The sequence below is a fragment of the Henriciella mobilis genome, from assembly GCF_003576285.1.
GTDB classification, from domain to species: Bacteria; Pseudomonadota; Alphaproteobacteria; order Caulobacterales; family Hyphomonadaceae; genus Henriciella; species Henriciella mobilis.
The window spans coordinates 597,720-622,912 of sequence record NZ_QWFX01000006.1; the positions used below are offsets into that span (position 1 = coordinate 597,720).

General features: G+C 63.4%; 22 protein-coding genes. 9 read left to right on the top strand and 13 right to left on the bottom strand.

The window, feature by feature from the left end; genetic code table 11:
* Positions 1–64: 64 nt before the first annotated feature.
* Entirely contained in the window at positions 65–523 is a 459-nt protein-coding gene (locus tag D1223_RS07780; protein ID WP_119375827.1) for a hypothetical protein, read from the bottom strand.
* 157 nt (positions 524–680) lie between these two features.
* On the opposite strand from D1223_RS07780, the gene D1223_RS07785 reads away from it, so the two are divergent.
* Both D1223_RS07785 and D1223_RS07790 read left to right on the top strand, forming a co-directional pair.
* Positions 681–1,442, top strand: coding sequence for an SDR family oxidoreductase (locus tag D1223_RS07785; protein ID WP_119375828.1), 762 nt, complete (start codon positions 681–683; stop codon positions 1,440–1,442).
* A gap of 240 nt (positions 1,443–1,682) precedes the next feature.
* Positions 1,683–3,956, top strand: coding sequence for an AAA family ATPase (locus tag D1223_RS07790; protein WP_119375829.1), 2,274 nt, complete (start codon positions 1,683–1,685; stop codon positions 3,954–3,956).
* 9 nt (positions 3,957–3,965) lie between these two features.
* On the opposite strand, the gene D1223_RS07795 is transcribed toward D1223_RS07790, so the two are convergent.
* The 8 genes from D1223_RS07795 to D1223_RS07830 form a co-directional block, all read right to left on the bottom strand.
* The gene (locus D1223_RS07795; protein WP_119375830.1) at positions 3,966–4,757 is read right to left on the bottom strand and encodes an SDR family NAD(P)-dependent oxidoreductase; all 792 of its coding nucleotides are present in this window, start codon (positions 4,755–4,757) and stop codon (positions 3,966–3,968) included.
* 171 nt (positions 4,758–4,928) lie between these two features.
* Positions 4,929–5,246, bottom strand: coding sequence for a thioredoxin (gene trxA, locus D1223_RS07800; RefSeq protein WP_119375831.1), 318 nt, complete (start codon positions 5,244–5,246; stop codon positions 4,929–4,931).
* Positions 5,247–5,302: 56 nt separating this feature from the next.
* On the bottom strand, positions 5,303–8,803 hold the full coding sequence (gene addA, locus D1223_RS07805) for a double-strand break repair helicase AddA (protein WP_158588436.1): 3,501 nt from the start codon (positions 8,801–8,803) through the stop codon (positions 5,303–5,305).
* On the bottom strand, positions 8,796–11,849 hold the full coding sequence (gene addB / locus D1223_RS07810) for a double-strand break repair protein AddB (protein WP_119375833.1): 3,054 nt from the start codon (positions 11,847–11,849) through the stop codon (positions 8,796–8,798). Before addB ends, addA begins: the two co-directional genes overlap by 8 nt.
* Positions 11,846–12,568 (bottom strand): nucleotidyltransferase family protein, encoded by a 723-nt coding sequence (locus tag D1223_RS07815; protein WP_233353082.1) that lies wholly within the window; start codon positions 12,566–12,568, stop codon positions 11,846–11,848. The genes addB and D1223_RS07815 overlap by 4 nt, the downstream gene beginning before the upstream one ends.
* A 205-nt stretch (positions 12,569–12,773) precedes the next feature.
* Positions 12,774–13,868, bottom strand: coding sequence for an aminoglycoside phosphotransferase family protein (locus tag D1223_RS07820; protein WP_119375834.1), 1,095 nt, complete (start codon positions 13,866–13,868; stop codon positions 12,774–12,776).
* Positions 13,858–14,310 (bottom strand): tRNA (adenosine(37)-N6)-threonylcarbamoyltransferase complex ATPase subunit type 1 TsaE, encoded by a 453-nt coding sequence (gene tsaE, locus D1223_RS07825; protein ID WP_119375835.1) that lies wholly within the window; start codon positions 14,308–14,310, stop codon positions 13,858–13,860. The genes D1223_RS07820 and tsaE overlap by 11 nt, the downstream gene beginning before the upstream one ends.
* Entirely contained in the window at positions 14,307–15,416 is a 1,110-nt protein-coding gene (locus D1223_RS07830) for a cystathionine gamma-lyase (RefSeq protein WP_119375836.1), read from the bottom strand. Before D1223_RS07830 ends, tsaE begins: the two co-directional genes overlap by 4 nt.
* Before the next feature lie 156 nt (positions 15,417–15,572).
* On the opposite strand from D1223_RS07830, the gene D1223_RS07835 reads away from it, so the two are divergent.
* From D1223_RS07835 to D1223_RS07855, 5 genes are read left to right on the top strand one after another with little or no spacing between them, the layout of a single operon-like run.
* Positions 15,573–16,832 carry a cytochrome P450 gene (locus tag D1223_RS07835; RefSeq protein ID WP_119375837.1) on the top strand — a complete coding sequence of 420 codons (1,260 nt, stop codon included), beginning with the start codon at positions 15,573–15,575 and terminating at the stop codon, positions 16,830–16,832.
* The gene (locus D1223_RS07840; RefSeq protein WP_119375838.1) at positions 16,832–17,509 is read left to right on the top strand and encodes a TetR/AcrR family transcriptional regulator; all 678 of its coding nucleotides are present in this window, start codon (positions 16,832–16,834) and stop codon (positions 17,507–17,509) included. The genes D1223_RS07835 and D1223_RS07840 overlap by 1 nt, the downstream gene beginning before the upstream one ends.
* 18 nt (positions 17,510–17,527) lie before the next feature.
* The gene (locus D1223_RS07845) at positions 17,528–18,769 is read left to right on the top strand and encodes an NAD(P)/FAD-dependent oxidoreductase (RefSeq protein WP_233353083.1); all 1,242 of its coding nucleotides are present in this window, start codon (positions 17,528–17,530) and stop codon (positions 18,767–18,769) included.
* Between the two features lie 14 nt (positions 18,770–18,783).
* Positions 18,784–19,104: a 2Fe-2S iron-sulfur cluster-binding protein gene (locus D1223_RS07850; protein WP_119375839.1), complete on the top strand. Its 321-nt coding sequence runs from the start codon at positions 18,784–18,786 to the stop codon at positions 19,102–19,104.
* A gap of 18 nt (positions 19,105–19,122) precedes the next feature.
* On the top strand, positions 19,123–19,908 hold the full coding sequence (locus D1223_RS07855) for an acyl-CoA thioesterase (RefSeq protein ID WP_119375840.1): 786 nt from the start codon (positions 19,123–19,125) through the stop codon (positions 19,906–19,908).
* Positions 19,909–19,915: 7 nt separating this feature from the next.
* On the opposite strand, the gene D1223_RS07860 is transcribed toward D1223_RS07855, so the two are convergent.
* On the bottom strand, positions 19,916–20,368 hold the full coding sequence (locus D1223_RS07860) for an Lrp/AsnC family transcriptional regulator (protein WP_119375841.1): 453 nt from the start codon (positions 20,366–20,368) through the stop codon (positions 19,916–19,918).
* A 104-nt stretch (positions 20,369–20,472) separates the two neighbouring features.
* Here D1223_RS07860 and D1223_RS07865 point away from each other — a divergent pair, with 104 nt between their 5' ends.
* Positions 20,473–21,654 (top strand): PrnB family protein, encoded by a 1,182-nt coding sequence (locus D1223_RS07865; RefSeq protein WP_119375842.1) that lies wholly within the window; start codon positions 20,473–20,475, stop codon positions 21,652–21,654.
* A gap of 101 nt (positions 21,655–21,755) precedes the next feature.
* Here D1223_RS07865 and D1223_RS07870 read toward each other — a convergent pair whose 3' ends face one another.
* Positions 21,756–22,163, bottom strand: a complete 408-nt coding sequence (locus tag D1223_RS07870) for a F0F1 ATP synthase subunit epsilon (protein ID WP_119375843.1) — start codon at positions 22,161–22,163, stop codon at positions 21,756–21,758.
* A gap of 111 nt (positions 22,164–22,274) precedes the next feature.
* Here D1223_RS07870 and D1223_RS07875 point away from each other — a divergent pair, with 111 nt between their 5' ends.
* The gene (locus D1223_RS07875; protein WP_119375844.1) at positions 22,275–23,066 is read left to right on the top strand and encodes an enoyl-CoA hydratase/isomerase family protein; all 792 of its coding nucleotides are present in this window, start codon (positions 22,275–22,277) and stop codon (positions 23,064–23,066) included.
* Between the two features lie 11 nt (positions 23,067–23,077).
* Here the strand turns inward: D1223_RS07875 and D1223_RS07880 are convergent, their stop codons facing one another.
* A complete protein-coding gene (locus D1223_RS07880) occupies positions 23,078–23,416 on the bottom strand; it encodes a hypothetical protein (protein WP_119375845.1) in 339 nt (112 codons plus the stop codon).
* Positions 23,417–23,495: 79 nt separating this feature from the next.
* Complete coding sequence (gene atpD, locus D1223_RS07885; RefSeq protein WP_233353105.1) at positions 23,496–24,923, bottom strand: F0F1 ATP synthase subunit beta; 1,428 nt, start codon at positions 24,921–24,923, stop codon at positions 23,496–23,498.
* Between the last annotated feature and the right edge of the window lie 270 nt (positions 24,924–25,193).

Consider the following 25,193-nt stretch of genomic DNA (forward strand, 5'->3'; position numbering starts at 1 on the left):
CTGATTCCAGTATGATTCCGGTACATTTTCAGTCTGATTCCGGTCTGGCCCCAAGAAAGGAGCCTCACTCCGCCGGCGCGTACAGCCAGACAGCCGCTTCTGCCGCCCATTCCTGGCACAGTCTCGGGGCGTCCTTGAAATATTGCTGGCGGGAGACCTGGTACTCCATGCTCTGTCTCATCTGTTGCATGCGCGCCTCAGAGAGCGGCAGGTCCTTGGCTTTCATGAAGTCGCCAAGTGCGCATTGTGGATAGGCTTCGGGCCAGTCGCGCACATAGATGCCGCGCATTGTGCCACGGCCATAATAGACTTCGCCGCGCTGGGCGGGTGTCAGGTCTTCGCGCTCGAGCATCGCCGTGAACGCCGTTTCGGCGCCGGATTCAGGCTTCGAATTGTAGGCCGCATTCCAGAGCGTCTTGAATTCGGCATCTGACAATGTGGCCGGCTCCGGCGCAGGCGCGACAGTTTCGGTGGCGCAAGCGGCCAGGCCCAGCAGGGCCAGCGGAACGACAAGCGATTTCATTTTCCCCTCCCGGTCGTGATTCACCAAGATTGCCAGGTTTCGCCCGGTGAGCAAGCCGTGAAAGCGAATAAGGGATTCCCCGAAGCGCGCCGCGCGCTCGCCGGTGCTAGGCTTCGCCCGATAAACGAGCCGAATGGCCCATGCGGAGGAGAGGAAAATGACCGTCAACACAATCGCCCCTGATGCGCTCAAGGTCCTGATCACGGGGGGCGCGCGCGGCATTGGCGGGGCAACCGCCCGCCTGCTTGCCGAGGCCGGGGCGCATGTGATGATCGCCGACGTGCTCGACAAGGAGGGCAAGGCGCTCGCTGCCGCGCTGGGGGACAAGGCCGTCTACCATCACCTCGATGTCACGCGTGAGGCGGACTGGCGCGCCGCCGTGAAGGCCGCGACCAAGGCGTTTGGCGGGCTCAACGCCCTGTTCAACAATGCCGGGATCGCCGATTTCGCGAGCGTCGAGGCCTGCTCGCCGGACGCGTTCCGGAAACTGATCGACATCAACCTGACCGGCGTCTTCCTTGGCTTGCATGTCTGCGCACCGGCGCTGCGCGAGGCGGGCGGCGGGGTCATCGTCAACACCTCCTCGACGGCGGGCCTTCAGGGCTATGGCGGGCTCGCCGCCTATGTCGCCAGCAAGTGGGGCGTGCGCGGGCTGACCAAGGCGGCGGCGCTCGACCTGGCCGATGGCGGCATCCGGGTGGTCTCGGTCCATCCCGGCCCGATCACGACCCCGATGACCGAAGGCATGGGTAATGAGGTGGTCGCCACCCAGCCCCTGCCGCGCTTTGGCGAAGCCAAGGAGGTCGCCCGCATGGTGCGCTTCCTGATGACCGAGGCGACCTTTTCCACCGGCAGCGAATTCGTCATCGACGGCGGCGCGGTAACCGGCCAGGTCCTGCCGCTGCATGAGGAAGGGTAGGGGGCGCCGCTCAAGCGTTCTTGATGATTCGGGCCGCAGGTACAGGTTGTCTAGCGCAACAGCCTCATTGAGGGTTTCCCGCACCGCCACCAACAACCCTACCCGCATGAACTCGCTGAGCTGTTTTATGGGTCGGAAGAGTGGGTGGGAATGCGTCCAGTTGGATCGTGCTAGCTGACATCCCGTTTTGCAATCTCTAGTATATGGCAATGAGAGCGTCGTTTCTGGGTGGAGAAGTTTATGGCAGTCGTCAACAGAATAAACTTGTTGAGAAACATTGGTCAGTTTGACTCGGTTTCGCCGCCTCCAGCCGCTGCATTGGCGCCATTAACACTCATCTATGCGGAGAATGGGCGTGGAAAAACTACCGTTTCCAACATTTTCCGGTCGCTCGCTACTAACAACCCACAGCTGATTTTAGATCGGCACAGACTGGGTGCAGAAAATACTCCGCACGTCGTTCTCGTGGTGGATGGACAAAATATTGTATTTGAGAATGGAGTTTGGACTCGGGACGTGCCCGCAGTCTCGGTTTTCGATGACGACTTTGTGTCAAAAAACGTTTGTTCCGGCGTCGAAATACATCCTTCTCATCGACAAAACTTGCATGAGTTGATCTTAGGGGCGCAAGGGGTGCAGCTAAACGATGCTCTTCAAGAAAAAGTTGCGCAGATTGAGCGACATAACGTCGAGCTAAGGGGGCGGGCAAACGCTATTCCAGAGCACCTGAGAAACGGACTGAGCGTTGAGGAATTCTGTGGTCTGAATCCCGATCCAGATATCGAAAACAAGATCGATCTTGCCGGCAAAAGAATCTCGGCCGCGAAATCCGCCACGAAGATTAGAGATCAAGAGCAGTTTGACCAATTTACACCTCCGAAGTTCGACTTGGCATGGCTGGAATCGTCGCTAAGCAAGTCTTTGGCAAACGTTGAAGCTGCCGCTACAGAGCGAGTCCAACAGCACTTTCAGGCGCTTGGTGAGGGTGCGGAGCGATGGGTTGGCGAAGGCATCGCTTTCTTGGGCGAAAGCTGCCCGTTTTGCGGCTTGAGTTCGTGGGATTCACGGCTGATCTCTGAGTACAAAGTGTATTTTTCAGAAGAATACGACCGGCTGACGACGACTTTGCTTGAAGCAATCGACAGAGTTGAACATGAGCATGGTGAGCCTGTTGTCGCAGCCTTTGAGCGCGACGCACGAAAATTCTATCAGAACAGAGACTTCTGGGCTGGTTTTTTCAGCGTTCCAGACTTCGACATTGATACTGCTGAAATGCATAGGGCCTGGATTGATGCGAGGAATGCGGTTCTAAATCAGTTGAAGTTGAAATCTTTAGCTCCCTTGGAACCGCGCACGTTAAGTCCAGAGACACTGCACCTTGTGCAGCGGTTTCACGATCTTGCCGACGCAATGTCGGCGAAGATGGCCGCATTTGAAAATGCGAACGAAGAAATCGCACTTATCAAAGAACGTATAGAGGCTGACGATTTGTCGGCCCTCCAGCGAGACTTTGATAGCTTACAGGCAACGAAATCACGATTTGAAGATGGCGTTAGGGAGCTTTGCCAATCATATTTGGATGAAAAGGCAGCGAAGCAAAATACAGAACGCCAACGAGATGAAACACGTCAGCAGCTAGACGTATATCGAAATCAAATATTTCCACAGTATGAGGATAGGATAAACGATTATCTGGCGAGACTGAACGCCTCATTCCGACTGTCTCGGATACACTCGGTGAATAGAAGGTCTGGGTCTTCTACATCATACGCTGTAGTTATAAACAATCACACTGTAGATATTGCGGCGACTGAAGGTCCAAGCTTCAAGAATACCCTTAGTGCAGGCGATCGAAGTACGTTGGCCTTGGCGTTTTTCTTTTCCTCTTTGGATATGGAAGACGACTTGGGTCAACGCATTGTTGTAATCGATGATCCTATGACAAGCTTGGATGAGCACCGAACCCTGAGAACTGTACGAGAAATCCTGTTACTTTCAGCGAGAGTACAGCAGGTACTAGTCCTGTCGCACTCGAAATCATTCCTGTGTCGAGTTTGGGAGAGCGCGCCGATGAATAGTCGGGTAGCGCTCCGCATTTTCCGAGAGCAGCAGGGTTCAAATGTGGCTGTGTGGAACGTCCACGATGACTGCGTTACGGCTCACGATAAGAGATATGAATTGGTATGCAGCTATCTTGCTGCCGCTAACGCCGATAATGAAAGGTTGGTAGCTCAAGCGCTAAGACCGATGCTGGAGGCCTTCATAAGGGTCGCGTTTCCATCTGACTTTCCGCCAGGATCCCTTCTGGGTCAGTTCGCAGGACGATGCGAGCAGCGGCATGGCCAAGCCGGCGAGCTTCTTTCGCCTGAAGACACCGCTGAGCTTCGGGAGCTGACGGCATATGCGAACCGTTTTCATCATGACTCAAACCCGGCGTGGGAAACTGAGCATATCAATGATGCAGAACTCGCCGATATGGCGAGCCGCATAATTGTCTTTCTCTCTCGGCGCTGATCAAAACCCTCAAGCATTCTTGATCGTCATGCCGCCATCGACCGGGATGTGCACGCCGTTCAGGAAGCTCGCCGCCGGCAGGACGACAGACAGCGTCATGTTGGCGACTTCTTCCGGGATGCCATAGCGGCGCAGCGGCACGCGGCGTTTGGCGTAGATGGTCTTGTGCTCTTCCGGGATGCCGGCGGTGATGCCGGTGCGGATCGGGCCGGGGCAGATGCAGTTGACGGTAATGTCGGTGTCCTCGTCGCGGCCAAGGTCGCAGGCGAGCCCGCGGGTAAGGCCGATCACGCCATGCTTGGCGGCGACATAAGGCGAATTGCCGGGCGTCGCGCCGAGGCCCTCGGTCGAGGCGACATTCACGATGCGCCCGAACTTCGCCTTGCGCATATAGGGCAGGGCGGCGCGGATGGCGCGCTGGTGGCTGGTCAGCATGACATTGATGCTCGGCCCCCAGGCGTCTTCATAGGACTCCTCGGCGACATCGGCGGGAATCGCGAAACCGGCATTGTTGACGAGGATTTCCAGCCCGCCGAAATGCGCCGCCGCCTCGTCGATCACGCGCTTGATCGCGTCCTTGTCGCCGACATCCATGGCCCAGCCCTTCACATGGTCGATGCCGGCGGCCTTGATCTCGTCGACCACCTTGTCGACGGCCTCCTGCTTGAGGTCGGTGACGGCGACATTCGCGCCCTCATGCGCGAAGAGGTGGGCGGTGGCCCGGCCCATGCCGGAGGCCGCGCCGGTGATGAGGGCGGTCTTTCCTTTGATCGAGCGCGATAGCGGCTGATAGGGCTCCATGGGACGGTCTCCTCCAATTTTTTCTTCACCCGTGAAGTAAATGGGCAGACGCGCGGCGTCCATGGGGAATTTGTGGGGATGACGGGTCGCGGGCCTTGCGGGGCGCACGAAAAAGCCCGCCGCGGCGGACCGGGCGGGCTTTCGGATTTCGTTGTCTGGTCAGGACGCGGCTTAAGCGCTTTCCTTGATCCATTCGGCGATGCGTTGCTTCGACATCGCGCCGAGATGCGTGGCGGCGACCTTGCCGTCCTTGAACATCATCAGCGTCGGCAGGCCGCGCACGCCAAACTTGGACGCGGCGACAGGATTCTCGTCGACATTGATCTTGGCGACTTTCACCTTGCCGGCCAGTTCCTCGGCGACGGCTTCCAGGTGCGGCGACATCTGCTTACAGGGTCCGCACCATTCGGCCCAGAAGTCCACCACGACGGGCAGGTCGCCCTCGATGGCGGTGTCGAAATTGTCATCTGTAATGTGTTCGGCGGCCATTCATGCCTCCTTTGGCTCGAAACTTACTGTCTATAGATAGTGACTGCCAAGATTCTTCAAATGCCACCAGCTAAACGGTTGCGTGAGTTCTGCAAAAGGCTGGGCGGCAGCTCGAACAGTTTTGGCCCGTCGGTATAGAGCAGGGCGGGGCGGATTGTGCGGCCCGGGAAAGCCTTTTCAAGCACCATCTGATAGGCTGCCATCTGTAGCAGGTATGACGGTTCCACCGCTTCGGCGCTGGCTGGCGCGGGCCGGTCTGTCTTGTAGTCGACGAGCAGGATATCGGTGCCGGTAATGACCAGCCGGTCGACGCGGCCATTGATGATGAGTTTTTCGCCGCCGCTTGTCAGTTCCCCCACGACAGAGGCCTCGGCCCGCCCGCCCGGCGCGAAAACCGCGGCGAAACCCGGCTCGTTCAGCGTCGCCATGGTGACGGTGAGGATTTCGGCGCGGGTATCGGGGGCAAGATCGGTGTGGCGGTCCAGCCAGGCGCGGGCCTCGGCCTCGCGCCCGGCTTCGGGGCGTTCGGGCAGGTATTGCAGCAGGGCGTGGATCAGCTGGCCGCGCTTCAGGGCCGCCGCGCGCGCCTTGCCGAAGGGCTGGGTGACGGGTGCCGTGTCTGTCAGCAGGCGCGACGGGGCGGTGACGCGCGGCGCGGTGTCGATGCGGGTGACGACCTGCCTCGTCCAGGCCGGTGCGCCCGGCGGTCCGCTGCCAGCACCCCTGCCCTTGCCGAGCGGCGCGGCGACCTCGCCATAGGTCAGCCCCTCGCCGACATCCTCGGCGCCGGTCAGCGACAGCATCGCCGTCCGGCAGAGATCGTACCAGCTGTCTTTGGCGTATCCGGATGCCTTGCGGTTGCCGGCAAATGCCCCGCCAATGATCAGCCGGTCCTCGGCGCGGGTCAGGGCGACATAGAGCAGCCGCCGGCTCTCGCGCGCCTGCGCAGCGGTGCGGGCTTCGCGCGCGCGGGCAATGACGGGCGGATCGTCGGCCTTGCGCGGGCTGTAGACGGGGACATTGTCATCGACGAGGAAGAGGCTCGCCGTGTCGGCTTTCTCCCCGGATGTGGTGTCCGGCAGGATGACGATCGGCGCCTGCAGCCCCTTGGCGCCGTGGACGGTCATCACGCGGATCTGGCCGTGGGCTTCGGCGAGGTCGCGCTTCAGCTCGCTGGCATCGCCTTCGATCTCGGCAAGGAAGGTCTGCAGGCTCGCCGCCTCGCCCATCGCATGGCCGAGGGCGCGGTCGAGCAGGGCATTGACCGGGTCGCGCGCCGGCTCGCCAAGGCGCTGGATCAGCCGGTCCCAGCCCGACAGGCCGTCATCATGCCGGGTGACGAGGGCCCGGGTGATAAGGTCGAAGGCCGGCAGGTGGCGACCCGCGAGCAGGTCCTCGCAAAAGGCTTTCGCATCGGCAAAGCGCGGTTCCGGGCTGGCGCGCAACCGGTCCCAGAGGCGCTCTTCCTTGCCCCGGCCATGTGCGAGGACAAAGAGCTCATGATCGTCATCGACCAGCCCGCAGAACGGCCCGCGCAGGATTTCGGCCAGCGTCAGGTCATCGCCCGGCATCAGCGCGAAACGGATGAGGTTCAGGCAGTCCTGAACGCCAATATGATCCAGCAGGACCAGCCGGTCCGCCCCGGCCACGGGCAGGCGTTCGGCTTTCAGCGCCTTGATCAGCGCCTCAAAGAGAGCGCCGCGCTTGCGCACGAGGATGAGCATGTCGCCGGGCTCGGCGGGCTGGCGTTTTCCGCCGCGCCAGACCGGCTCGCCTGTATCGATCATGCGGCGGATTTCGCGCGCCACTCTCGTGGCGAGCTTGTTCTTCGGCGAGCTTTCAGACAGGTGATCGATGGGTGCGTCCCAGGGGTCGCTGTCATCATCCTCCGCATGCGGCTCGATCGGCCAGAGGTCGACACGCCCCGCCTGATTGGCGCGATGGGCGACATGGGTGAGGTCGTCGGCCTCTTCCGGCGGATGCTCCGAGAACGGATCACCTGCAAAACGGGCGCTGTTGAAGACCGTATCGACAAAGGAGAGCACTTCCGGGGTCGAGCGGAACGACATGGTCATGTCCGGCAGGTTTGCCTGGCCGTGCAGGGTTTCCTCAGCCTCGGCAAAGCGTCGTTTCTCGTCGAGAAAGCGATCCGGATCGGCACCCTGGAAGGAGTAGATGGACTGCTTCTTGTCGCCCACCGTGAATTGCGTGCGCGGATCGACGGCGCGCTCGACCCCGGCCCCAGCGCGGAATTCGGCGACCAGTGCATTGATGATTTCCCACTGGGCGGGGCTGGTATCCTGCGCCTCGTCGAGCAGGATATGGGTCAGCCCGCCATCGAGCTTGTAAAGTACCCATTCGGCCAGCCCGCCTGAGGTCAGCAGGGCGCGGGTCTGCTGGATGAGGTCGTCGAAATCGAGGGCGGCGCGCTGCGCCTTGCCGGACCGGAAGGCCGAGAGCACCGGCAGGCCAACATCGACGAGCGCGGCTGTGCGTTCATAGGCCTGGCGCGCGATCATGTCCCTCAGCAGGCCGCGGAAGCGGGTGACCTCGTGGCCATCGCCATCCTTCATCTGGAAAGCGTCGGCGAGGCCCGGTACTTCCTTTGCGGCGCCTGCCGTATACGGATTACTGGCGCGCATGGCACCGGTGCTGGTCAGGAAGACGGACTGGTAGGCCGCCCAGCGCTCCGCCAGAGGCGTGTCCGACAGGATTACGATCAGCGCTTCAAGCAGGCGGGTGTCGCTTGCGCCCGGCTTGGACAGTCTGCCGAGGCCCTGGGCGATCCCCGCCAGCGTTTCGCGCGGCAAGCCGCTTCCCACTGCCCGCTCCATGATCTCATCGACCGTCTCATCAGGCGCTTCGACTGTGTCGCTTATCGCGGCCTTCAGTGCGTCCGGATTGCTGCCGGTCAGCACGCCGCGCGCGCCGCGAAGGCTGGAGAGCGGGGCGGCTGCACCAAACCCGCCGCCGGCCTCGGACAGCGCTGCCAGCGTGTCGAGCTGATCTTCGGCGGCGCTGAGAATCTCGCCGGCGAGGCTTTCATCCCACAGATGGTCGGCGTCGCGGTCTTCCATCTCCGCAAAGCCCGGTGAGACATCGGCTTCCAGCGGGAAGCGGCGCAGGATGCGTGAGCAGAAGGCGTGGATCGTCTCGATGCGCAGCCCGCCCGGCGTTTCCAGGGCGCGGGCGAAGAGGGCGCGTGCGGCCTGCAAATCTTCCGCCGAATAACTCTCCTCTGCGCGCTGTTCGAGCCGGGCCAGTTCCCCGGCGAGGCGCGCATCCTCCATGACCGACCAACTGCCGAGCCGGTCGAACAGGCGGCTCAGCATCTCATTGGCCGCCGCCTTGGTGTAGGTGATGCAGAGAATGGTGTCGGGGTCTGCGCCCCTGCGGCCATCTTCGCGGCGCAGCAGCAGGCGGGCGACCCGGTCGATCAGCACCTTGGTCTTGCCGGAGCCGGCATGCGCCTCGACCCAGGCCGACCGGTCTGGCCGGGCCGCGAGCGCCTGCGCACGGATCGCGCTTGCGAAGGCTGTCTCGGCCTGGTCAGTCATCGCCATCCTCCGCCGCCCATTCGTCGCGCCGGGCGAGCCGGGCATAGTCGGAGCCATACTTCGCCCATTTCGGGCGCGGCATGCTGACATAGGGATGGTCTGGATTCGCGAACCGGCCGATCAGCTTGAGGAAGCCTTCGCGGGTTTCCTCAATAATCTCTTCCAGCGGCTTCTCTGGGTGCGCGCTACCGGCCTTGTCGCCGATATGGCGGACATCGAATTTCGTCCCGAACCGGACATAAGTCAGTTCACGGACAGGGGCTGCGGCGATGCCCTTATCCGCGAATCCGCCTTCCATGGCGATGATGGCCTGTAGGGGCATTTGCGGGTTGAGTCCGGTGCGCACTTCGCCTTCACCGGGCGGGGCGCCGGACTTGAAATCGAGGATGGCGATCGCGCCATCCTGATGCTTCTCGATTCTGTCCGCCGTGGCCGAAAGCTTGAAACGCGCGGCGCCGAGCGGGACGTCGAGGGTGCCCTTGACCTCCGTATACGGAATACCGGCAATAAGGGGCAGCCGCGCCTTGCGCCAGGCGAGATAGTCCTCGGCCGTCCTCCGCCGGGAAGCAACCGCACCGAGAATGACCTCCTCGGCTTCGCCGGCGGCCCGCAGCTCGGCCTCCAGCATGGCGATGAGATTGTCGGCTGATTTCTCGATTCCCTCTTCCTCGAACTTCTCCAGCGCGGCGTGGATGGCGGTGCCGCGAGGGCGCGCATCGACCGGCATGTCGAGGGCGTCGAGTTTTGTCAGTCCAAGGACGTACTGGCAGTAGATGGCGTAGGGGTCGCGCTGCAAGGTCTCGATCCGCGTGACGGACAGGCCGGACGGGCGCGCCTCAAGCGATGGTTTCGGGCGCGGCTCGGCGCTGAAGCCTTCAAGCGCCGGCGGATGACGCAGCCCTTCGAGCCAGAGGCGAGGGTCGCGGCCGTCTTCCGGCCCGAGCACTTCCTTTGCCTCCGCCTCGCCAAGGGCGCCGCGGGCCAGCGTGGTCAGCCGCCACAGCCAGCGCGAACTGATCGCCGGGGCATCTTCGCGCCGCCGGGCCGACAACAGCGTGACATTCGGCGCGGCGGCGAGCTGGGCGAAGTCGTGCGCCGACAGGCCGATCCGCTCATCCGGGTCCGACAGGCCGATCTCGGCGCGGAAGGCGCGCGGCAGGAAGGCGTCGGCGGGCGGTTGGGCCGGCCAGACGCCTTCATTGAGGCCAGCGAGGATCAGCCGGTCGGCCGTCTGCAGACGTGCCTCGAGCGGGCCCCAGATATTCAGCCGGGGATGATCCCGCGCCTCCTCGCGCACCAGCACGGTGGAGCAATAGGTCTTGAAGAGTTCGGACCAGATCTCCGGTCCGGCGGCCTCCATGCTGGCCGTGACATCGGCAAAGTCGCGCATGGCTGTGGACAGCTGCGCGCCATCGGCGCCCGCCCAGGGAAGGGGCGTCGCGCCAAGACTTCCCATCAGCTCGCTGACCGCTTCGAGGAAGGCAAGGCCCTCAAGCGGCGTATCGTCTGCGGGAAACCCTGCCGCATCGACCTGCGCCTTCAGGTCCTCGACCAGCTTCAGTGCGGCTGCGCCATGATGCGGCTGCAGGCCCGAGCGGCGCGCATTCTCCTCGTCGGCGGCGGTGCGCTCGATATGGGCTTCCAGCGTCTCCCAGTCCGTCCAGCGGCGTGGGCCGCGCAGGAAGAAGCGCTCGAAATTTGCCACATCATGGTCGAAGGCGACCTGGTCATGCTTCAGCACGGCCAGCATGGCGACCGGATCGGTCGGGTCGCAGGCCCATTCCATGACAAGCGCGGCGAGACTGCCGGCGGGCGTCTGCAGGAGCGGCACGCCGCCGGACGGGGCGACATTGACGTTCCACTGCTTGAGCAGCGCCGAGACGCGCCGGGCAAGGCCTGCGTCGGGTGTCACGAGGGCTGCCGTTTCGCCCCCGGCTTCCAGCGTTTCTCGCAGGAGGAGGGCAGCGCACCAGGCCTCGTCGCTTTCATCATCGGCCTCGATCAGCGTCATGCCGGCAAAGCCGTCGCGGGCGAAGGCGGCCCGGTCCTGTGCACCCGAGAGGATGTCCAGCCGGTCGAGCCAGCCGGAGGTGTCATCAGCCGGAGCGAGCGCTTCATGAACGAGGGCGCGGCGGGCATCGGCTTGCGGCGAGCTGGTCAGGCCCGGCCAGATGGCGACCTCATGCGGGGCGAGGCCAAGCGTGCGCAGCGTGCGCGCGATGGTGAATTGCGGATGGTTCGGGGCGCGTGCGATCCGGCCCCAGGCCTCCGGGCTGACATCCCGGTCGAGACCCGGCAGCACGATCAGCGCGCGCGGCAGCGTCATGGCGGCCTTCATCAGGACCCGGCCGGACGGGTCTGCGCCGGTCGAGCCGGCGATGATGATATCGCCCTTTGGCGGGTTCGCCTGCCAGCTTTCCGCCGTGGCCTCGGCAGCGGCCAGCCGGCGGGCATAGGGGTCCATCTGGACGTTGCGCTCAAGGTCTTCCGGCCAGTGGGTGGCGATGATTTCGAGGAAGTCGATCGATTGCTGCCAGTGGATCGCTAGCTGGCGGTCGGCGACGAGCGTGTCGAGTTTGTCCCAGTCGACCCCGCCCGACAGCGCCGCCTGGTCGAGCAGGCGGGCAAGCTCGCGGGCGGCGGCGAGGGCCGAGGCGGGCGGAATGGACGTGCCGCGCTTTTCGTAGAAGGCGCGCACCAGCACGGCGAGGCGGCCAAGCCGGGCGGCGGGCGAGACGGCGGGCGGCAGGTCGGCCAGCGCCGATTCCGCACCGGGCGGCGGCTCGTCGCTTTCAAGATCGCCGAGCGGGCGGATGTCCGGCATCAGGATCGGCTTGTGGCCAGCCGCCTCGAACAGGGCGAGCGCGAGGGCGCGGGCCGACCGGCGGTTGGGCACATAGATCAGGTCATCGGCCAGCGCGTCGGCCTTGCCGGCGAGCCCCTTTTCTGCGGCCAGCGCGGTGGCCAGCGCCTTGAGGAAGTTCGCGCCCGGCGGGATGGTCCAGACCCGCGGCGCACCGTCAGCAAAGAGGCCGGGAGGTGTCATGCGCCGTGACACCACATCCACATCTTCGCGTCTTTCAGCGCCTGCGGATCACCGACATGCAGCCAGAAACGGTCGAGCGGCACGCCATGCATCCGGCCCTTCGGCAAAAGCGCGCTCCAGATACGGAACGCCGAGAACGGCTCAGGGGCGTACGCGGCGTACAGGGCCGGATTGACGATGCGCAGACCCGCATAGGCCCAGGGCGCTTCGGGGGCCTCACCGCGATGGCGGATCGACCCGTCATCATTGATGAAGAAGTCGCCCGCGCCGGGAAAGCCGAGGCAGCGGCCGCGGTCGGCGAGCAGCAGGATCTCGTCCATTCGTGCCGGGTCGTATGCGGCTGCAAGTTCGGTGAGCGGGGCGGCATCATTCGGGGCCCAGAACGCATCGGTATTGACCACGAAGACGGGATCGGACCCCAGAAGCGGCGCCGCCTTGGCAAGCGCGCCGCCGGTTTCCAGCACCTCATCGCGTTCGTCGGAGAAGACGACCTCGACCCCGCCATAGCCCTTCACGTGGGCTTCGACCTGGTCGGCGCACCAGTGCGTGTTGACCACCAGCCGCTTCACCCCGGCCTCGATCAACGGGCCGACCTGCCAGTCCATCAGCCGTTTGCCCGCGACCTCAATCAGTGGCTTGGCGGTGTTGTCGGTCAGCGGCCGCATGCGCGTGCCGAGGCCCGCGGCGAGGATCATGGCGGTATGGGGAATGGAGGTCATGATTGGCGCCTTTCAGCCCGGCCCCACCCCGACCCTCCCCAAGGGGGAGGGGGCGCAAGCCACACTGTTCCAAAGCCCGCCCGTGGTTCGACTTCGCTCACCATGCGGGCGTATGTGCTGACGTCAGACCTAAGCGCAACGCCATCCCCCTCCCCGTGCAAGGGGAGGGTCGGGGTGGGGCATTCTGGAAGACGGATCACCATCCTCACGCCTCCCCGAAAATAAACGGCGCCACGTCGCGCACGAAATCGGCCATGCCCGCGGCCGAGGGGTGCTGCAGGTTGCGGGCGAGCAGGCGTTTCTGGCGCGGCAGGAAGTCGTGATAGCGCTGCTTGCCGTCGCGGGCGATGAGGCGGGAAAAGATGCCGGTGATGCGCAGCGCGTTCAGCGTACCGATAACGGCCAGCCGCTCCCGGAAATCCGCTTCGGCCTTGCCGGACTTCTCCAGATAGGTGCCGATGGCCGCGTCGCGGGCGGCTGGCGTCACCTCGCGGCGGGCATCCTGCACCAGCATCGCCATGTCCCAGGCGTCCCAGCCGATGACGGCGTCCTGAAAGTCCAGGAGGCCGATCCGGGCGCGGCCTTCGCGTTCGGGCAGCCAGATGAGGTTTTCAGCATGATAGTCGCGCAGGGTCAGCTCACGCGGGAAGGCGCGGGCCATGTCGATCAGCGCGTCACGCTCGCTTTCCCAGCGGCTGCGCGCGGCATCTGACATCTTCATGCGCGGGTCGAGCACGGGCAGCCAGTCGGCGAAGAGGTCTGCGTTGACGCGCAGGGCAAGGTCATCGAAGGCGAGCAGCGGCCAGTCGCAGCCGAGCCCTTTCAGGATGACCGGCCGTTCCAGCGCATGCAGATCGGCCAGCGCTTCGGCGGCTGCGGTGTAGAGCGTCACTTCATCCTCGCCCTGTTCGATGAGGCGGGCGAACTCCTTCAGCGTGCCGAAATCCTCGATCAGGGCGAGGCCAAGCTCCGGGTCGCCGGCATAGATTTCCGGGGCGCTGAAGCCGTGCTCGTGCAGCCAGCCGCCAATTGCGGCGAACGCCTCGACGCGGGATGCGGCGAGGCGGGACTGCTTGTTCCACCCGCCAGCCAGCCGCTCGGCATCGGTCATGGCGGGCGTGCAGGGGTCATCCTCGACGGGCGGCGCGTCCATCAGGAGCGCGGTCTCGTCGCCGCGTGTCAGCCGGGCATAGCGGCGCGTAGAGGCGTCCTGGCCGAGCCAGTCAATCGCCGCATCGCCCCAGCCCTCACGGGCCAGGAACGCTTCGACCTGCAGCAGCCTGTTTGCGTCAAATCCCATGGAGGCGAGCCTGCCAGTCTTCGCCGAAAGCTTCCAGCCTCGCTGTGCGACCATCCACGGTTTGTTCGAGGGTGAGGTCGAGGCGCCATTGCGGCAGGTGATCGCCGGCCTTGTCCGGCCACTCGATGAGGGCGAGGCCATCCATCGTCTCGTCCCAGCCAAGCTCCATGACTTCATCCGGGTCATCGAGCCGGTAAAGATCGAAGTGGAAGACGGTAAGGCCCGGCGTGTCATAGGTCTGGACGAGCGTATAGGTCGGGCTCGGCACGTCAGTGTCGCTGCCATTGAGGGCCGAGATCAGCGCGCGGGCAAAGGTCGTCTTGCCGGCACCAAGCCCGCCGCGAAGCGCGATCACATCGCCCGGCTTGAGGTGCGGGGCGAGGCGCCGCGCGAGACGGCCGGTGGCCGCCTCATCGGGCAGGAAGACTTCCAGATGGCTCATGCCAGCGAATCCAGCGTATCCGAGATGGCCGCCACCAGCGCCCCGGTCGGTTCGCAGCCAACCGACAGGCGGACATAGCCTTCGGCCACATCGTCGCCCCAGCGCGTGCGCCGCTCCCCGCTGGTCTGGATGCCGCCAAAGCTGGTGGCCGCGAAGATGGCCGGGCAGTCGTCGATGAAGCGTTCGGCGGTCGCGGCATCGGCAAAGGTGATGCCGATCACGAAGCCGGGGCGGGCCATCTGACGAGTAGCGGTATTGTAGGACGGGTCGTCGGCAAGGCCGGGAAAGCGCACGGCCTCCACGGTCTTGTGGGTGTAGAAGAGGTTGGCCAGCGCCTCGGCATTGGCGCACATCCGCTCCAGCCTGAGGTCCAGCGTCATCAGGCCGCGATAGGCAAGATAGGCCTCGGCCGGGCCGGGCGTCGCGCCGGACAGCTTGCGCCATGTGCGGACCCGCTCGATGAGCGCCGCGTCGCGGCTCGCGACATGGCCGAAGAGGACATCGGAATGCCCGGACAGCGCCTTGGTGTCAGATGAGACCGTCAGGTCCGCGCCGAGGTCGAGCACGGGCTGGAGGAGGGCGGTGGCGGTGGTGTTGTCGACGCAGACGCGGCCGCCAGCGGCGTGGACGCGCTTGGCGATGGCGGCGATGTTGCAGACATCAAGGCCGGGATTGGATGGGGTTTCCAGCCAGACAAGATCAAATCCGGTGACATCCTGCTCGTCCATCTGCGCGGTGGGGATCTCGGTCACCTCGATCTCATGCTGGCGCAGGAATTCGTCCATCAGGACGCGCACGGTGTAATAGCCATCCGAGGGCAGGAGCAGCTTCGCCTTCGGTTTCAGGCAGGCCATGATCGCGCCCGTCACTGCCGCCATGCCGGACGGAAAACAGACCGTTGGCGCGTCCTCCAGCACGCCGATGGCACCTTCGACGGCAGCCCAGGTCGGATTATCGAACCGGCCATAGGGAAAGGCATGGTCCGGCTCGCCCGGCAGGGCGTACTTGGCGGCATTCACGATGGGCGGGGTGAGGCTCTCGCCCTTCTGCAATTTTGCGGCGCGCGCATGCAGCATCGCCATCATCCGCTGGGCGGTATCCGTCATCGCTGCACCTCAAAGCTGGGTCGATCAATCATGCGTCCGGCATAGCGCGGCGCCGGACACCGGACAAAGAAAAATGCCGGCCGGGACAGGTCTGAATTGCAGATGATCGGTTTCTAGGGTATGTACCCTAAAAATAAATATACAGGGAGGAAGACCATGCCAGACACGATGCAGATCGATGAGGATATCCTGTCGCGAAACCTGAAGGGGCCGATCGAGTCGGTCGATCCGAGCGAAGCGGCGCTGTTCGAACACAACCTTCACCATGAGGTGTTCCGCCGGCTGAGGCATGAGGACCCGGTCCACTTCCTGCCCGACAGCCCGTTCGGGCCGTACTGGTCGATCACGAAGTTCAACGACATCGTCACGGTCGATTCCAACCACAAGGTCTTCTCATCCGAGCCAAGCATCGTGATCGGGGACCCGACGGACAATTTCCAGCCACCCATGTTCATTGCCATGGACCAGCCCAAGCATGATGTTCAGCGCCGGGCGGCCCAGCCAGCGGTCGCGCCGAGCCAGCTATCGGAGCTGGAAGCGCTGATCCGCGAGCGGGTGTGCAACATTCTCGACTCGCTGCCGGTCGGTGAGACGTTCAACTGGGTCGACGAAGTCTCGATCGAGCTGACAACGCAGATGCTGGCGACGCTGTTCGATTTTCCCTTCGAGGACCGCCACAAACTGCCCTTCTGGTCGGACGTGGCGACCACGTCCGATGCGGTTGGCGTCAAGGGCGCGGACATGGAATGGCGGATGAAGCACCTGACCGAGTGCCTGGAATATTTCTCCCGGCTCTGGGTCGAGCGGGCCAACCAGCCGCAGAAATTCGATTTCATCTCGCTGCTCGCCCATAATGACGAGACGCGGCACATGATCGACGACCCGATGGAGCTGCTCGGCAATCTCATGTTGCTCATCGTCGGCGGAAATGACACGACGCGAAACTCGATCTCCGGCGGGGTCTATTTCCTCAACAAGCATCCTGAGGAATATGCCAAGCTGAAGGCCGACCCGTCGCTCATCCCCAACATGGTCTCCGAGATTATCCGCTACCAGACACCGCTCGCCCATATGCGCCGGATTGCGCTGGAGGATTTCGAGCTTGGCGGCAAGACGATCCGCAAGGGCGACAAGGTCGTTATGTGGTACTGCTCGGGCAATCGCGATGAAGAAGTGATCGAGCAGCCGGACGAGTTCCGCATCGACCGCGAGCGGGCGCGCCACCACGTCTCCTTCGGCTTCGGAATCCATCGCTGCATGGGCAACCGCGTCGCCGAGATGCAGCTGCGCATCCTGTGGGAGGAAATCCTGGCCCGCTTCGACCGGATCGAACTGGTTGGTGAGCCGGTGCGCGTCAGCTCGAATTTCGTGACCGGCTACACTGAGCTGCCCGTCCGGCTTCATCCGAAGACCTGATGGCGGCGACGACGCGCGAGAAGATTGTCGACACGGCCAGGCAGCTGTTCAACCGGCTGCACTATGGCCATGTCACCACCGCGATGCTGGCCGAGGCGGTCGGCATTTCGGAAGGCAATCTCTGGTACCACTTCAAGACCAAGCGCGACCTGCTGGAGGCGATCACGGAGCGCTTCCTTGAGCGCAATGCCGCGCGCCTCGGGATCCGGCCGGACGGCAAGGATGTGATCGCGAGCTATGTCCGCTATCTCGAGGCGCTGGCGGGCGAGCTGCGCGACTTCCGCTTCCTTTACCGTGACCAGGCCGACTATGGCGCCCATACCGACGCGCTGGAGGAGCGCCTGCCCGATATCTACCGACAGTCGCTGGAGAATTTCTGCGATTTCTTCCGCGCGATGCGCGATCACGGGCTGCTCGATGTCGGTGAGGACGAGATCGAGGATCTGGCGATCAATTCGATCATCATCATCCGTTACCAGCTCGAATATCTGCGGGAATCCGGACAGGCCGATACGGAGGGATCAGGCGCCGTTTCCCGCGGCATTCGGCAGCATTTGACCTTGCTCTCCTATCGGCTTAATCCCGCTGCAAACACTGAGCTGCAGGGACGTATTGGCGCACTTGCAAGCACTGGGTTGAAAAATCGTGACGCCTGCGTCATGAAAGTGGAAACATAATGGGAGGGAGTACAGGCCTTGGACCTGTCGACCGCAGAAAATATCGTCGTCATCGGTGGCGGCCAGGCTGGCGCGCAGGCCGTGCAGTCGCTGCGGCTGTTCGGCTATGAGGGCGGCATCACCATGGTCGGTGACGAGACGGCACTGCCCTATCAGCGTCCGCCCCTGTCAAAAGCCTATATGAAGGGCGAGATGGCCGAGGACCGCCTCTATTTCAAACCCGCTGCCTGGTATGAAGATAACAAGGTCGAGACGCTGCTCTCCCAGCGCGTTGAAAAGATCGACCGCTCGGCCCGCGAGGTGCATCTCGAACATGGCGGCAGGCTGGCCTATGATGCGCTGATCATCGCAACCGGGTCGCGCCCGCGCGCCCTGCCGGTCGAGGGGGCGGATCTCGAAAACGTCTTCGACCTGCGCGGCATCTCCGATGTCGAACACATCCAGCCGAAGATGATCGCCGGCACGAAGCTGGTGATTGTCGGGGCCGGCTATATCGGCCTGGAAGCGGCGGCTGTGGCGCGCCAGCTCGGCCTTGACGTGACCGTTCTGGAAATGGCCGACCGTGTGCTGGAGCGCGTGACGAGCCCCGTCATCTCCGAATTCTACCAGGAGCTGCATCGCGGCCACGGCGTCGATATCCGTCTCGGCGCGCGGCTTGCGAAGCTGAAGGGTGAGGACGGCAAGGTCACCCATGCCGTGCTTGCCGATGGCGAGGAAATCCCCGCTGACATGGTGCTCGCCGGGATCGGCATCGTGCCGAATGTCGAGCTGGCCGAAGCGGCGGGGCTGCCCTGCCGCAACGGGATCATCGTCGACGAGGATGCCCGCACCGCCGACCCGCGCATCTTCGCGGCCGGTGACTGCACCGTGCGCCCGCTCGCCCACTATGCCCGCACCGGGCGGCTGGAAAGCGTGCACAATGCCATCGAGCAGGGCAAGCTCGCTGCGGCCGCCATCATGGGCAAGCCGCGTCCGGCCATCGACTGCCCGTGGTTCTGGTCCGACCAGTACGACATCAAGCTGCAGATTGCTGGCCTGTCGCAGGGCCATGACGAGGTGGTGGTGCGCGGGGATCGCGCCGGAAACAAATTCGCAGCCTTTTACCTGAAGAATGGCCGCCTGATCGCCGTCGACGCGGTGAACAGCCCGCCGGAATTCATCGCATCCAAGAAGCTGATCATGAACGGTGCCGTTATTGCGCCAGACCAGCTCAGCGATACATCCAAGAGTATGAAAGACATCGCGGCCGAAGCCGCCTGAGGAGAACCGACTGCATGCCTACTATCATCTATATCGACCACGAAGGTAACGAGCGCCAGATCGAGGCCAAGAACGGCGAATCCGTCATGGAGACGGCGATCAAGAATTCCGTGCCCGGCATCGACGCTGATTGCGGCGGCGCCTGCGCCTGCGCAACCTGCCATGTCTATGTCGACGAGGCTTTCATGGACAAGGTCGGCCAGCCGGAAGACATGGAACAGTCCATGCTCGACTTCGCTGAGAACGTTCAGGCGAATTCGCGCCTGTCCTGCCAGATCACTGTGTCGGATGACCTGGACGGCCTGCGCGTGACCACGCCGGAGAGCCAGCACTAGCTGCTAGCGCGTGCGCCCATGCCGCTCTACAGCGAACTCATTGCCGGTCTCAAGCGCGGCACCCATGGCCGGATCGAGGCCACGGTTCCTGACGACTGGCTGCAGGGGCGCACCACCTATGGCGGGCTGACGGCGGCGTTGTGCCTGGAATCGGCCCTGGAGCTGGTTCCGGACATGCCCGTCCGCGCCGCCCAGGTGGCCTTTATCGGGCCTGTCGGCGGGGACGTCGTGATCTCGCCCAGCATCCTGCGCCGCGGCAAGTCATCGGCCTTCGTGAATGCCGACCTAGTGACTGAAGAAGGCATCATGGCGCGCTGCATCTTCACCTTCGGGGCAAAGCGCCCCTCGAAGCTGGACCAGCGCTCACGGGCCTGTCCGGAGGTGAAGGGCCCGGAAGACTGCCCGTCCTTCTTCGGCGAGCGGCGGCCCAATTTCGCGAACCATTTCAATATTCGCCTCGCGGGCGGGAACCGTCCGATGAGCGGCGCCGAACATGGCGACATGACCCTCTGGCTGCGCCATAAGGATGAAGGGGCGCTCTGGAATGCGACGACGCTGTTGTCGCTCGCCGATGCGCCGCCGCCCGCTGCGATGTCGATGATGACCGAGCCGGCGCCGATCAGCTCGATGACATGGATGGCGGAATTCCTCAGCGAGGAGATCACCACCGCTGAAGGCTGGTTCATCGCCCATCATGAGGCGCAGGCGACCCGTCACGGCTATTCCAGCCAGTCCATGCGCCTGTGGAACGCTTCCGGCGATCCGGTCCTGATCGGTCGTCAGACTGTGGCGGTGTTCGGCTAACGATCCGTCAGGCTCGCATATCCTTCGAAGACCCCAGCGAAATGTATGACGTGATGCTTGCAACCTGCGGCAGAACGCCCAGCGTGTCGGCATGGAAGGCCTTGTAGGCGGCAAGATCTGCTACCTCCACCCGAAGCAGGTATTCCACATTGCCGGTGATGTTATGGCACTCGCGCACTTCCGGGGCGCGGTCCATGGCCTGTTCGAAAGCACGGGCATCTTTCTTCAGGTGCGCCGCCAGGCCGACCATCACGAAGATTGTGATGGCGGAGCCGAGTTTCGAACGGTCGATAATGGCGCGGTAGCCGCTGATGATACCAGACCGCTCCAACTCCTGGACGCGGCGCAGGCAGGCCGAAGGCGACAGGCCAACCCGGGCGGCGAGATCGACATTGCTTAGCCGCCCTTCGTTTTCGAGGGTGTGCAATATTCGACGGTTCATATCGTCTAGAGAAATCATAAATTGCGTATATATCTATAAAGCGACGATAAAAGCAAGAAAAAGCGACTTCAAATGGATTATCATTGCGACAACCATAAAGAACACGCAATGGAGGTCCGCAAATGCCCATCCGGCCGCTCGAATCCTATGACGTTTCCGCCGAGCGTGGTTTTCTCTGCAAGTATGAGGCAGGCGAGGTGACCTTGCCCAGCGCTTTTGCTGAGGCAAGGGACGTCGCGTTGAGATTGCCGCAGATCCTGCCCACCGGCCGCACGCGGACGCTATTGCTCGACAAGCTGCCCGACACTATCCGGCAAGGCGATGTCGATGCGCTCAGCGACGCCGAGGCGCGTATGGCAATGGTGCATTATTCCTTCATGGTGCAGGCCTATGTCTGGGGCGACGCGGAAGCGCCATCCGTGCTGCCGCGCCAGCTTGCCCGGCCGATCAGCTGGCTTGCCGACAGGCTCGGACAGCAGCCGCTCCTGCCCTATAGCGGTTATGTGCTGGACAATTGGGCGCGTTTCGATGCTGCCGGGCCAATAGATCTCGACAATGTCTACATGATCCAGAATTTTGCGAGCGGCCTCGACGAGGCGTGGTTCGTGCTCGTCCATGTTGCCATTGAAGCAGCCGCCGGCGAGGCACTGGCCGCCTTCGGGCCGGTGATCGAGGCCGTCGAAACAGGCGATGCCGGCACGGTGCAGCACCGCCTCGAAGCGATGGCGGGCGTCTGGGCAAAGATCAATGCCATCTTCGACCGCATGCCTGAACAATGCGATCCCTATATCTATTTCGAGCGTGTACGGCCCTACATTCATGGCTGGAAGGACAATCCTGCCCTGCCGGACGGCATCATCTATGAAGGTGTCAGCGCGCATGATGGCCAGCCGGTAGCGTTTCGCGGGCAGACCGGTTCGCAATCCTCCATCGTGCCGGCTATGGATGCGCTGCTGGGGGTCGGCCATGCCGCCGATCCGATGCGTACCTATCTCGACGAGCTGCATATTTACCGCCCCCCGCACCATCGCGCGTTCATCGACGATGTGCGTGAGGCGAGCGGCTTGCGCGACTTTGTACGGCGCGCCGGTTCGCGCGGATTGATCGATGCCTATAACGGCCTGACCCAGGCGGTCGCGGACTTCAGGACTCGCCACCTCGAATATGCGGCAAGCTATATCAACCGGCAGTCCCGCATGGCGGCGGGCAACGATACCGATGTCGGTACGGGTGGCACGCCCTTCATGAAGTACCTGAAGAAGCACCGCGACGAGACGCGGGCACGGATGCTGCAGCTGGCCTGAGAGGGCTGCGCCGCAGAAGATGCGTGATTGCACCAGCCATCGTGTACCTCCCGCCCTGGCGGGCGGAACGGGACGGGCGTGAATTTAGCGGGTGTAGTGTCCTAGTGGACGACGGCGGCCTTGAGGTCGCTCAGATAGTCGACATGGGCCTGCAGGGCGCCATGATGCGGACTGTCCTTGCCTTCGGACAGGAGCTTCGACTTCGCTTCCTCAAGTTCGGCATCGACGTCGGCGACATTGACCGAAGCGAGATCGACCGCCTCTTCCGCGAGGATCGTCAGGCCGGCCGGCGTGACATCGGCAAAGCCGCCGCGCACGAACAGGCGCATCGTCGTCCGGTCGCCTTCGAGGACGCGGACAACGCCATTCTTCAGCGTCGACATGAAGGGCGCATGGTTCACCAGCACACCGAACTCGCCCTCGGTGCCGGGCGCGATCACATGGTCCACCTCGCCGGAGAACAGCTCCTTGGCAGGCGATACGAGCGAGAAGTGAAGTTTTTCAGCCATCGAAGGTCAATCCGGATTACTGTGCTGCGATCTCAATACTGATTGAGACGCCAATGTCCACCGGGACGTGCTGTCGCGGTGGGAGAAAGGTGAGACGCAAAGGAGGCAGCGATGGGCGACCTGGTGACAATCGAGCGGCAAGGACGCGTTGCAATCGTTCGTTTCGATACGGGCACACGTGCCAATGCGCTCAGCCAGGCTCTCATCCGGGCACTGACAGACGCAGCGCGCCAGTTCCACGACGCGCCTGACGTCTCGACCGTCGTCCTGACCGGGCGGGCCGACCAGTTTACGCTCGGCGCGGACCTCAAGGACCCGGAGCGGGCGGCTTCGGCGGGCGCGGGGCTCAGCGAGCGTCGGATCCTGTTGCGCGCCGGCCCGCGCCTCTGCCAGGCCTGGGAGGATGTCGACGCGCTGACAATCTGCGCGATCGAGGGCTGGTGCGTCGGTGGCGGGATGGCGCTTGCGGCGGCCTGCGACCTGCGGGTCGCTTCGCGCGAGGCCACGCTCTACGTGCCGGAGGTCGAGCGCGGGATGAATATGAGCTGGGGCTCGATCCCGCGTTTCGTTGCGCTGGTCGGGCCGGCGCGGACGAAGCGGCTGGCGGCCCTGTGTGAGAAAGTATCGGCGCAGACCGCCCATGACTGGGGATTGTGCGACCATATCACCGAACCTGGCGGTGCGCTGCGCCAGGCGCTGGAGATCGCAAAGAGGGCGTCCGGCCTGCCGCCGACGGCGCTGAAAATGGTGAAGCAGGATGTGAATGTCGCCGCGCACGCCCTCGCTCGCGCGACAGCCCATCGCGACCTCGAAGCCTTCCTGCTGACGCAGGAGTCAGAGGATTTCAGGGAGGGGGTCGCAGCCTTCCTGGAGGGCCGCAAGCCGGACTATTCGGGGGATTGAGGAAGTATCAATTACAATTCGCCGACCTGCTTCTTCAGCAATCGTCGAATGTCCAATAGTACGAAGCCAAACCCAGTGACGAGCACAGCGTAAATTGTGCTGATCGAAAACCCGATGATTGCCCCGACAACGGCTGGGCCGTTGTCAGCGCGTAGCTCTGTACTGGCCGACACATAGAAATACCCGAAAGCCGTGCCAGCCAATACGAGCAGGAAGAACTGCCCAATCAACATGTAACGAAGCAACGCGATAACAAAGCCGCTAAACGGCGCTCCGTGTGAAGATTGCTTGAATGCCATATCGGATGGATGACGTTCGTAGATCCCACCGGTCGATCCTTCTTCCTTCATTTTGAAAGCCCCAACAACGAAAACAGCCGCATCGTTTCCGATGCGGCTGCTGAATTCAATAGCGATCTAGGAGTGACGCCTACGCGTCTTCCATCATCTTCTCGGCCTTCTTGATGGCCTGGTCCATGTTGCCGACCATGTAGAAGGCCTGCTCGGGCAGGTGGTCATACTCGCCGGCGATGAGGCCCTTGAAGCCCTTGATCGTGTCTTCGAGCTTGACCTGCTCACCTGGCGAACCGGTGAAGACTTCGGCCACGTCGAACGGCTGGGACAGGAAGCGCTCGACCTTACGGGCGCGGGCGACGACCATCTTGTCCTCTTCCGACAGCTCGTCCATGCCGAGGATGGCGATGATGTCCTGAAGCTCCTTGTAGCGCTGCAGGATTTCCTGCACGCCGCGGGCGACTTCATAGTGCTCTTCGCCAACGACCATCGGGTCGAGGATCCGCGAGGAGCTGTCGAGCGGGTCAACGGCCGGGTAGATGCCCTTTTCCGAGATCGCGCGGTTGAGAACCGTGGTGGCGTCAAGGTGGGCAAACGAGGTGGCCGGGGCCGGGTCGGTGAGGTCGTCAGCCGGAACGTAGACGGCCTGGATCGAGGTGATCGAGCCTTTGGTCGTGGAGGTAATACGCTCCTGCAGCTGACCCATGTCGGTCGCCAGCGTCGGCTGGTAGCCCACAGCGGACGGGATCCGGCCGAGAAGGGCGGACACCTCGGCACCGGCCTGGGTGAAGCGGAAGATGTTGTCGACGAAGAACAGAACGTCTTTGCCTTCCTGGTCGCGGAAGTATTCGGCCTGGGTGAGGCCGGTCAGCGCGACGCGGGCACGGGCACCCGGAGGCTCGTTCATCTGGCCGTAGACCAGCGCCACGCGGCTTTCGCCGTCGAGATCGATCACGTTGGATTCGATCATTTCGTAATAGAGGTCGTTGCCTTCGCGCGTCCGCTCGCCGACGCCGGCGAAGACCGAATAACCGCCGAACAGTTTGGCGATGTTGTTGATCAGTTCCTGGATGAGAACCGTCTTGCCAACGCCGGCACCGCCGAACAGGCCGATCTTGCCGCCCTTTGCGTACGGGCAGAGCAGGTCGATGACCTTGATGCCGGTGACGAGGATTTCGGCTTCGGTCGACTGGTCGACGAATTCCGGGGCCGGAGCGTGGATCGGGGCGCGCTGCTTGGTGTTGACCGGGCCGCGCTCGTCGATCGGTTCACCGATGACGTTCATGATACGGCCGAGCGTTTCCGGGCCGACGGGCACACGGATCGGCTCGCCGAGGTCCTTCACCGGATGGCCGCGAACGAGCCCTTCGGTGGAGTCCATGGCGATGGTGCGGACCGTGTTCTCGCCGAGGTGCTGGGCAACTTCGAGCACCAGGCGGGTGCCGTTATTGTCCGTTTCGAGGGCGTTGAGGATGTCCGGCAGTTGGCCGTCGAATTCGACGTCGACGACGGCGCCGATGACCTGAGAGATTTTGCCGGTGGCTTCGGCTGCAGAGCTGCTCATGGAAGGCGTCTCCTTGGGAGCGGGTGATGTTTTTGGCTTGGAAGCCGGCTTGGATGTTGCCGCCGGCTTAGGGGCAGATTCTTTGGCGGGCGCAGCGGCCGGAGCCTTGGCCTCGGCTTCGGCGGGCTTGCAGACGCCGCAGGCACGGGTGTCTTTCTGCTTCAGCGACTTGGCGGTCTTTTCCGCCTCGGCAAAGGTCGCGAAGGGGCCGTGCCACTTGTCGTCATCATTGGTCTGGTCGCCGCCGACGCCCTGACCATGATTGCAATA